Raw genomic sequence first — 9,710 nt, 5'->3', positions numbered from 1 at the left:
CACACAGACCAGCTCCCACACAAGCCAGCATCCACTCAGACCAATTCCCACACAAGCCCGCCCACGGCATCCAGCCCACCCGAGTGGCCCTTGCCCCGCCACAGTTTTACTGGCATTGTTCGCTCAATTGGTAATCTTTCCCATTTGAGAAGTTTTTGCGCATGCATGACATTCCGGCCGCGCCGGGCGATTGCGCCCGTCAGCAGACCCTTACGGCGATGTACAGCGAGCACCATGGCTGGTTGCACGGCTGGCTGCGCAAAAAACTCGGGTGTTCCCAGTACGCTGCCGACCTGGCCCAGGATGCGTTTATCCGATTGTTGATGATGGCCGAGCCGCACACCATCAAGGAGCCTCGCGCCTTTCTCGCCACCACCGCCGGGCGCCTGTTGATCGATGGGGCGCGGCGCCGCCGGATCGAAAAGGCCTACCTGCAAGCCCTGCTGGTGCAGTGTGAAGACGCCGGCATGCCCGACCCGGCCGCGATCCATGTGGCGCTGCAAGCCCTGGAGCGCATCGCCGAGATGCTCGCCGGCCTGCCGGCGAAAACCCGTGAAGCCTTCCTGTTAAGCCGCCTGGACGGGCTCACCTACAGTGAGATCGCCACGCGTCTTGAGGTGTCACCCAGCACGGTCAAAAACTACCTGTCCACCGCGCTGGTGCATTGCTACCACAGCCTGTACGGGGCGGACCCGTTGCCGTGAACGCCGAACAGATCATTCAACAAGCGGCGAATTGGCTGACGCGGCTGCACGACGAAGACGTCAGCGATGCCGAGCGCCACGCCTTCAATACCTGGTGTCAGGCCGACCCGCGCCATGCCGTGGCCATCGAGCGTATGCGCTCGCTCTGGGGTGGCTTCGATACGTTGCCCGCGCAACCGGCACGCATCGCCCTGAATCGCGCCTTTGCGCCCCAACGTTCGCGCAGGGTGCAGGCCTTGGGGGTGCTCGGCGTAGTGCTGTGCGGCTGGTTCGGTGTGCAGCACATGCCGGTGTGGACGGCCGACCAGCGCACCGGCATCGGCGAGCGCCGCCAGGTTGCTCTTGAGGACGGCAGCCAGTTGCAGCTCAACAGCAACTCGGCGGTGGACGTGAAATTCGACGGCCACCAGCGCGTGATCGAACTGCTGCAAGGCGAGCTGTGGGTTGACGTGGCCAAGGACGCGCAACGGCCGTTCGTGGTACGCACCGATCAAGGCACGGCCACGGCCTTGGGCACGCGCTATCTGGTCAAGCGCGCAGTGGACGGCAGCACCGTGGTCACGGTGATCGAGTCCACTGTGGCGGTCCAAGGTGACACGGGCGAGGGCGTCAAGGTCACGGCCGGGCAGCGCGCGATTCTTGATCATGGCCACGCGGGGCCTGTACAGGCGACCGGCAGCGCCGACCCGGATGCCTGGACGCGTGGCCTGCTCAAGGTCAACGACCAACCGCTGAGTGAGGTGCTGCAAACCCTGGCCAGCTACCGCCACGGCTTGGTGCGCTTCGATGCCCAGGCGTTGAAAAACCTGCGTGTGTCCGGGGTGTTCAAACTCGACGACACGGCCGCGGCGCTCTCGGCGCTGGCCGATAACCTGCCGATTCGGGTGGAGTACTTCACCGACCTGATGGTGGTGGTCAAACCGCGCTAGATCAGCCTTCGTGCTGGCGCAGGCGCTTGTACAGGGTGTTGCGGCTTACGCCCAGTTCCCGCGCCAGGTGGGAGATGTTGCCGCCCGCTGCTTTCAAGCGTTGGCTCAGGTCGCTGTTGTCTTCCAGGCTTGGCTGGGTGGGCAAGGGCGCGGTCACGTTCAGGTCGACAAAGAAATCATCCGGCAGATGCTCCGGTCGCACCGGCTGCTCCTCGGCCATCGCCAGCGCCACCTGCAACACGCTGCTGACCTGGCGCAGGTTGCCCGGCCACGGGTGTTGCTCGAACAACGCCAGCACCTCGGCACTCAGCCCGGCCCATTGGGTCGGCTCACGGTGCTGTTGCCACAGCTGCTGGAACAGTGCCTGCTTGTCGGTACGCTCGCGCAGGGGCGGCAGTTCCAGGGTCAGGCCACCGATGCGGTAGTACAAATCCTCACGAAAGCGCCCGGCCTGCACCCAGTCGCGCAGCACGCGGTTGGTGGCCGAGATGATGCGCAAGTCCACCGGGAACAGCTCGCTGCTGCCTACCGGCTGCACGCAACGCTCCTGCAACACCCGCAGCAAACGGGCCTGGGTCGGCAAGGGCATGTCGCCAATTTCATCCAGAAACAGCGTGCCCTTATCCGCCTTGCGGATCAGGCCGATGCTGCCTTTCTGGTTGGCACCGGTAAAGGCGCCTTTTTCATAGCCAAACAGCTCGGACTCGACCAGTTCGGCGGGGATCGCTGCACAGTTCACCGCAATGAACGCCTGTTTGCTGCGCGAGCTGGCTTGGTGCAGGGCTTTGACGAACACCTCTTTACCAACGCCGGTCTCGCCGTGAATCAATAACGGAATGTCCTTTTCCAGCAAACGCTCGGCCTGGCGCACGGCCTTTTCTACGCGCACATCGCCAAAATGCAGGGTCTGGATGCCCATCGGCGCAGGTTTTGTGGGCTTGGGCTCAGCAAAGACCCGCGCCTGCACCGGCATCTTCTGCGGCCGCTTCAATAAACACTGGAACCGATTGCGGCCCGCGGCCTGTAACGAGAACGGCAAGCCCTCGGGTTGATTCAACAATTCCAGCAGCGAGACTTTAAACAAACTGTCGATCAGCACCCGCGACAAACTGATGCCCAGCAAGTTGTCGGCGCGGCGGTTGGCCGACAGCACCTGGCCGCTGTCATCAAAGATGATCAGGCCCGCCCACTGGCTGTCGAGGTTGTTCAGGCCGGTGTTGAAGGTCAGTTGGAAATGCTCGCCGCGAAACAGGTTGAGGATCAGCCGGTTCTCGACGGTCTGGCTCATCATCTTGACCATGCCCAAAGTGTGGGAGGGCGGCAGGTAGCTGTCGCTGGACACATCCAGTACCGCAATGATTTCGCGCTGGGCATCGAAAATCGGCGCCGCGGAGCCGGTCATGAAGCGGTTGGCCTTGAGAAAGTGTTCATCGTGCTCGATATGCACCGCCTGGGCACAGGCCAGCGCAGTGCCGATGGCATTGGTGCCGCTTGAGCGCTCCCTCCAACTGGCACCGGCACTGAAGCCGCGCGCCAGCTTCGGCTCGATAAAACGCTGGGTGCCCCACGAGGTCAGCACCTGGCCCTGGTTGTCGGCCAGCATGATCAGGCAGTTGGAATTGCTGAGGATGTTTTCGTAGTAGGGCAGCACTTCCTGATGGGTGGTCTGCACCAGGGAATGCTGGCTTTCGAGCAACTGGCTGATGCCTTCGGCGGGCAGTTGATCAAAGCTGGGGGTGCTCTGGTGGTCCAGTCCAAAGGCGCGGCAACGGCGCCAGGATTCCTGGATAAGGGTGTCGTGTGCGAGGGGTTCGGCCATGGGGGCGACCTTCTTTTATTTTTATTGTTATCAAGCCTTACGCCGTCCAACTGTGGGAGCAGGCAAGCCAGCTCCCACATTAAATCTGTGGCGCCCATCGATTGTTGTTCAGAACTGTTCAATGTCAACCCGCTTAATGTTCAGTTGTTCAGCGCTGGTTGTTCATTTGTGTTCATGCCTGAACATCCTGTTCAACCCATTTCCTTACAGATCAACCACCTGCCACTTCTGGCACGAAACTCGCTCTTACGAATGGCCAGAATCATTCCAATAATAAAAAGGGCGTGTCATGTCATTGACCCTGGAACATGTCTCCCGCGTTGTCGAAGGCCAGACCTGGATCGACGACGCCAACCTGCGTTTCGAAGCCGGTTCTTTCAACGTATTGCTCGGCCGCACGCTGTCCGGCAAGACCAGCCTGATGCGCCTGATGGCCGGGCTGGACAAACCCGACAGCGGCCGCATCCTGATGAACGGCGTAGACGTCACCCACAAGCCGGTGCGCCTGCGCAACGTGTCGATGGTCTACCAGCAGTTCATCAATTACCCGACCATGACCGTGTTCGAAAACATCGCCTCGCCATTGCGCCAGGCCGGTGTGTCCAACGAACTGATCCACAGCAAAGTGCTGGAAACCGCGCAGATGCTGCGCATCGAGAAGTTCCTGCAGCGCCACCCGCTGGAGCTTTCCGGTGGCCAGCAGCAACGCACGGCCATGGCCCGCGCCTTGGTCAAAGACGCCGAGCTGATCCTTTTCGATGAGCCGTTGGTAAACCTGGACTACAAACTGCGCGAAGAGCTGCGTCAGGAAATGCGCGAACTGTTCAAGGCGCGCCACACCATTGCCATCTACGCCACCACCGAACCCAACGAGGCGTTGGCACTGGGTGGCACCACCACCATCCTGCACGAAGGTCGGGTGATCCAGAGCGGCAGGGCCGCCGAGGTGTATCACCAGCCCCAGACGGTGCTGGCCGCCGAGCTGTTTTCCGAGCCGCCGATCAACCTGATGCCGGGGCGTATCAGTGGCAATGAAGTGAGTTTTGCCAATGTCGTGCACTTCCCGTTGAACGTGGATCTGCGTCCCATCGGCGAAGGCGAGTTCCGTTTTGGCGTGCGCCCCAGCCATATCAGCCTGGTGCCGAGCAACGACGATGACCTGGAACTGGCGGTGACCGTGGAGGTGGCCGAGATCAGCGGTTCGGAAACCTTCCTGCACGTGCGCAGCGAGCATTTCCTGTTGGTGCTGCATTTACCGGGGGTGCATGAGTACGACGTCGACGCGCCGATTCGTGTGTACATCCCCACCCATAAACTCTTTGTGTTCGATGGCCAGGGGCGTTTGGTCCAGGCCCCCGGGCGCCGCGTCGCGAGGGTTGCCTGATGGCCGAGATCCATTTGCAGAACCTCGCGCACAGTTACAGCCCTACACCCAATGGCCCCGAGGACTACGCCATTCGGGCCATGAACCATGTGTGGGAGCAGGGCGGTGCCTACGCCTTGCTCGGGCCATCGGGCTGCGGCAAGTCGACATTGCTCAATATCATCTCCGGCTTGCTCAGCCCGTCCGAAGGCCAGGTGCTGTTTGACGCTAAAGTGGTCAACGAGCTGACCCCGGAGAAACGCAATATTGCCCAGGTGTTCCAGTTCCCGGTGGTGTACGACACCATGACGGTGTTCGACAACCTGGCGTTTCCCCTGCGAAACCAGGGCATGGCCGAAGCGAAAATTCACAGCAAGGTGCAGGAAATTGCCGAAGTCCTCGACCTGCAAGCCCTGCTGAGCAAAAAAGCCCGCAACCTCACCGCCGATGAAAAACAAAAAGTTTCCATGGGCCGTGGCCTGGTGCGCGATGACGTGTCGGCGATCCTGTTCGACGAACCGCTGACGGTGATCGACCCGCACCTCAAATGGAAATTGCGCCGCAAGCTCAAGCAGATTCATGAGCAGTTCAATATCACCATGGTCTACGTCACCCACGACCAGCTTGAGGCGTCGACCTTCGCTGACAAAATCGCGGTGATGTACGGCGGGCAGATCGTGCAGTTCGGCACGCCGCGTGAGCTGTTCGAGCGCCCCAGCCACACCTTTGTCGGCTATTTCATCGGCAGCCCCGGGATGAATCTGATCGAGGTGCAGGCCGAAGCCGGTGGCGTGCGCTTTGCCAGTACGTTGCTGCCGTTATCCGAGGCGTTGCAACAGCGCCTGCGCGAGACGGGCTACAAAAAGCTGCAGGTGGGTATCCGCCCGGAATTTATCCACGTGTGGGACGAGTACAACCCTGACGCGCTGCAGGCCGACGTCGTGCATGTGGAAGACCTCGGCACCTACAAGATCATGACCCTCAACCTCGACGGCGCGCCGTTGAAAGTACGCCTGGCCGAAGACAAACCGGTGCCGGAAGGCAAAGCCTCGATCAGTTTTCCCGCGCAGTGGTTGATGGTGTACGCCGACGATTACCTGCTGGAGGTGCAGCCATGAACAAGGTGCAGAACAACAAGGCCTGGTGGCTGGTGTTACCGGTGTTCCTGCTGGTGGCGTTCAGCGCGGTGATCCCGATGATGACCGTGGTCAACTATTCGGTGCAGGACATTTTCGACCAGTCCAGCCGCTATTTTGTCGGTGCCGACTGGTACAAACAGGTGCTGCTCGACCCGCGCCTGCATGATTCCTTGCTGCGCCAGTTCATCTACTCGGCCTGCGTGCTGTTGATCGAAATTCCGCTGGGCATCGCCATCGCCCTGACCATGCCGACCAAGGGCCGCTGGTCGTCACTGGTGTTGATCATCCTGGCGATTCCGCTGCTGATCCCGTGGAACGTGGTCGGCACCATCTGGCAGATTTTTGGCCGCGCCGACATTGGCCTGTTGGGTTCGACGCTCAACGCCATGGGCATCAACTTCAACTATGCGGCCAACACCATGGACGCCTGGGTGACGGTGCTGGTGATGGATGTGTGGCACTGGACTTCGCTGGTGGCGCTGCTGTGTTACTCGGGGCTGCGTGCGATTCCGGACGTGTACTACCAGGCAGCGCGGATTGATCGCGCATCCGCTTGGGCGGTGTTCCGACATATCCAATTGCCAAAGATGAAAAGCGTGCTGCTGATCGCGGTGATGTTGCGCTTTATGGACAGCTTCATGATTTACACCGAGCCTTTCGTGCTGACGGGCGGCGGGCCGGGTAACGCCACCACGTTCCTCAGTCAGACCTTGACCCAAATGGCCGTAGGCCAATTCGACCTGGGCCCGGCGGCGGCGTTTTCCCTGGTGTATTTCCTGATCATCCTGTTGGTGTCCTGGCTGTTCTACACCGCCATGACCCACTCCGACGCCAACCGCTGAGGCCGCCAACATGAGCAAGCGCAAGGTTATCCCGCTGCTGATCTACATCCTGTTTTTGCTGGTGCCGATCTACTGGCTGCTGAACATGTCCTTCAAGAGCAACACCGAAATCCTCGGCGGGCTGACGCTGTTTCCGCAGGACTTTACCCTGGCCAACTACAAGGTGATCTTCACTGACCCGAGCTGGTACACCGGTTACCTCAACTCGCTTTACTACGTGAGCCTGAACACGGTGATCTCCCTGAGCGTGGCGCTGCCGGCGGCCTATGCGTTTTCGCGCTATCGGTTCTTGGGCGACAAGCACCTGTTCTTCTGGCTGCTGACCAACCGTATGGCGCCGCCGGCGGTGTTTTTGCTGCCGTTTTTCCAGCTGTATTCGTCCATCGGGCTGTTCGATACGCACATCGCCGTGGCGCTGGCGCATTGCCTGTTCAACGTGCCGTTGGCGGTGTGGATCCTGGAAGGCTTCATGTCCGGCGTGCCCAAGGAAATCGACGAAACCGCCTACATCGACGGCTACAGTTTTCCCAAGTTTTTCGTGAAGATTTTTATCCCGTTGATTGGCTCCGGTATCGGTGTGACGGCATTTTTCTGCTTCATGTTTTCCTGGGTCGAACTGCTGCTGGCGCGCACCTTGACCTCGGTTAACGCCAAGCCCATCGCGGCGGTGATGACGCGCACGGTCTCGGCTTCCGGCATTGATTGGGGCGTGCTGGCAGCGGCGGGGGTGTTGACCATTCTGCCGGGCATGCTGGTGATCTGGTTTGTTCGCAACCACGTGGCCAAGGGCTTTGCCCTGGGCCGGGTCTAGAGGATTCGATGATGGAATGGATGGCCTGGACCACCCCCACCGCACTGTTCTTTGTGACGATTGGCCTGCTGCTGGCAGGCATGACCACCTGGGAACTGCGTTCGCCGAGTATTCCTCGGCGCGGTTTGTTGCCGATCAGCACCACCCGTGGTGATCGTTTGTTTATCGGTCTTCTCGGCAGCGCCTACCTGCATTTGCTGGTGATCGGCGTTACCGACTGGAGCATCTGGGTGGCGTCTGCGCTATCCCTGGTATGGCTGTTGAGTGTGATGCGTTGGGGCTAGTGCCCTTATGAACTAGTGCCCTTATGAATAAACCACCAGGAGGTCTCTATGTTGAATAAAAACAATAAGCTGCGACATAGCATTTCATTGGCCGCCGTACTGGCCTTGAGCGGTTTGAGCGCCACGGCCTGGGCCGATGCGTACGAAGATGCCGCGAAAAAATGGATCGGCAGCGAGTTCAAACCGTCCACCCTTACCGAAGCCCAGCAGCTCGAAGAGTTGAAGTGGTTTATCAAGGCGTCGGAACCGTTCCGTGGGATGAAGATCAACGTGGTGTCGGAAACCCTCACCACCCACGAGTACGAATCCAAGGTACTGGCCAAGGCCTTCAGCGAAATTACCGGCATCAAGCTGACCCACGACCTGCTGCAGGAAGGCGACGTGGTGGAGAAGCTGCAAACCCAGATGCAGTCCGACAAGAATATCTATGACGGCTGGGTGAACGATTCCGACTTGATCGGTACGCACTTTCGCTATGGCAAGACCGAATCCATCACCGACCTGATGGCCAACGAAGGCAAGGCCTTCACCTCGCCGACCCTGGATATCAAGGACTTTATCGGCATCTCGTTCACCACCGCGCCGGACGGCAAGATCTACCAGTTGCCCGACCAGCAGTTCGCCAACCTCTACTGGTTCCGCGCCGATTGGTTTGAGCGCGCGGACCTCAAAGCCAAGTTCAAGGAAAAATACGGCTACGAGCTGGGTGTGCCGGTGAACTGGTCGGCCTATGAAGACATCGCCAAGTTCTTCAGCGAAGACGTCAAGGAAATCGACGGCAAACGTATCTATGGGCACATGGACTATGGCAAAAAAGACCCATCGCTGGGCTGGCGCTTCACCGATGCCTGGTTCTCCATGGCCGGCGGCGGCGACAAGGGCCTGCCCAACGGCTTGCCGGTGGACGAGTGGGGCATTCGCGTGGAGGACTGCCACCCGGTAGGCTCCAGCGTGACCCGTGGGGGCGACACCAATGGCCCGGCCGCGGTGTTTGCCACGCAAAAGTACGTGGACTGGATGAAAGCCTACGCGCCTCCGGAAGCGGCGGGCATGACCTTCTCCGAATCCGGCCCGGTGCCGTCCCAGGGCAATATCGCCCAACAGATCTTCTGGTACACCGCGTTTACCGCCGACATGACCAAACCGGGCCTGCCGGTGGTGAATGCCGATGGCACGCCGAAATGGCGCATGGCGCCGTCGCCGGTTGGGCCGTATTGGGAAAAGGGCATGAAGAAAGGCTATCAGGACGTGGGTTCCTGGACCTTCCTGAAGTCCACGCCCGAGAAGCAAAAACTCGCGGCGTGGCTGTACGCGCAGTTCGTCACCTCGAAAACCGTGTCACTGAAGAAAACCATCGTTGGCCTGACGCCGATTCGTGAGTCCGACATCAACTCCCAGGCCATGACCGACATGGCGCCGAAACTCGGCGGGCTGGTGGAGTTCTACCGCAGCCCGGCGCGGGTGGAGTGGACGCCGACCGGCACCAACGTGCCCGACTACCCACGCCTGGCGCAGCTGTGGTGGAGCAACATCGCCGCAGCGGCCAGTGGCGAGAAAACCCCGCAACAGGCGCTGGATAACCTGGCCAAGGAACAGGACGCGATCATGACGCGCCTGGAGCGTTCCAAGGTGCAGCCGGTGTGCGGCCCAAAAATGAACCCGGAGCGGGATGCGCAGTACTGGTTTGACCAACCGGGCGCGCCGAAGCCCAAGCTGGCGAATGAGAAGCCCAAAGGGGAGACCGTGGCTTATGGTGACCTGTTGAAGCAGTGGGAGGCGGCGCGTAAATAACCCATAGGCCGAAACACTGTACCTGTGG

9 protein-coding genes are annotated in these 9,710 nt (G+C 60.4%); 8 read left to right on the top strand and 1 reads right to left on the bottom strand.

Translation table 11 applies throughout. From position 1 onward, the window contains the following. The first annotated feature begins 161 nt into the window (after nt 1-161). Nucleotides 162-704: a sigma-70 family RNA polymerase sigma factor gene (locus FEM54_RS15500; protein ID WP_138451765.1), complete on the top strand. Its 543-nt coding sequence runs from the start codon at nt 162-164 to the stop codon at nt 702-704. Then, nucleotides 701-1,633: a FecR family protein gene (locus tag FEM54_RS15495; RefSeq protein WP_138451763.1), complete on the top strand. Its 933-nt coding sequence runs from the start codon at nt 701-703 to the stop codon at nt 1,631-1,633. Before FEM54_RS15500 ends, FEM54_RS15495 begins: the two co-directional genes overlap by 4 nt. A 1-nt stretch (nt 1,634) precedes the next feature. On the opposite strand, the gene FEM54_RS15490 is transcribed toward FEM54_RS15495, so the two are convergent. Continuing rightward, nucleotides 1,635-3,452, bottom strand: a complete 1,818-nt coding sequence (locus FEM54_RS15490; RefSeq protein ID WP_017137725.1) for a sigma-54-dependent Fis family transcriptional regulator — start codon at nt 3,450-3,452, stop codon at nt 1,635-1,637. Between the two features lie 289 nt (nt 3,453-3,741). Between FEM54_RS15490 and FEM54_RS15485 the strand changes: the two genes are divergently transcribed. The 6 genes from FEM54_RS15485 to FEM54_RS15460 are packed head-to-tail and all read left to right on the top strand — an operon-like array spanning nt 3,742 to nt 9,682. Beyond that, nucleotides 3,742-4,836 (top strand): ABC transporter ATP-binding protein, encoded by a 1,095-nt coding sequence (locus tag FEM54_RS15485; protein WP_017137726.1) that lies wholly within the window; start codon nt 3,742-3,744, stop codon nt 4,834-4,836. Further along, a complete protein-coding gene (locus tag FEM54_RS15480; RefSeq protein WP_138451761.1) occupies nt 4,836-5,933 on the top strand; it encodes an ABC transporter ATP-binding protein in 1,098 nt (365 codons plus the stop codon). The genes FEM54_RS15485 and FEM54_RS15480 overlap by 1 nt, the downstream gene beginning before the upstream one ends. After that, nucleotides 5,930-6,796, top strand: coding sequence for a carbohydrate ABC transporter permease (locus tag FEM54_RS15475; protein WP_138451759.1), 867 nt, complete (start codon nt 5,930-5,932; stop codon nt 6,794-6,796). Before FEM54_RS15480 ends, FEM54_RS15475 begins: the two co-directional genes overlap by 4 nt. A gap of 10 nt (nt 6,797-6,806) precedes the next feature. Beyond that, the gene (locus tag FEM54_RS15470; protein ID WP_003174634.1) at nt 6,807-7,607 is read left to right on the top strand and encodes a carbohydrate ABC transporter permease; all 801 of its coding nucleotides are present in this window, start codon (nt 6,807-6,809) and stop codon (nt 7,605-7,607) included. 11 nt (nt 7,608-7,618) lie between these two features. Then, nucleotides 7,619-7,891, top strand: coding sequence for a DUF2160 domain-containing protein (locus FEM54_RS15465; protein WP_026013758.1), 273 nt, complete (start codon nt 7,619-7,621; stop codon nt 7,889-7,891). A gap of 48 nt (nt 7,892-7,939) precedes the next feature. Then, complete coding sequence (locus FEM54_RS15460; RefSeq protein WP_017137730.1) at nt 7,940-9,682, top strand: ABC transporter substrate-binding protein; 1,743 nt, start codon at nt 7,940-7,942, stop codon at nt 9,680-9,682. Nucleotides 9,683-9,710: the final 28 nt, after the last annotated feature.

The organism is Pseudomonas edaphica (genome assembly GCF_005863185.1).
Lineage (GTDB): Bacteria > Pseudomonadota > Gammaproteobacteria > Pseudomonadales > Pseudomonadaceae > Aquipseudomonas > Aquipseudomonas edaphica.
The sequence above is the reverse complement of the archived record's forward strand: the minus strand, read 5'-3'. Positions and strand labels throughout refer to the sequence as shown.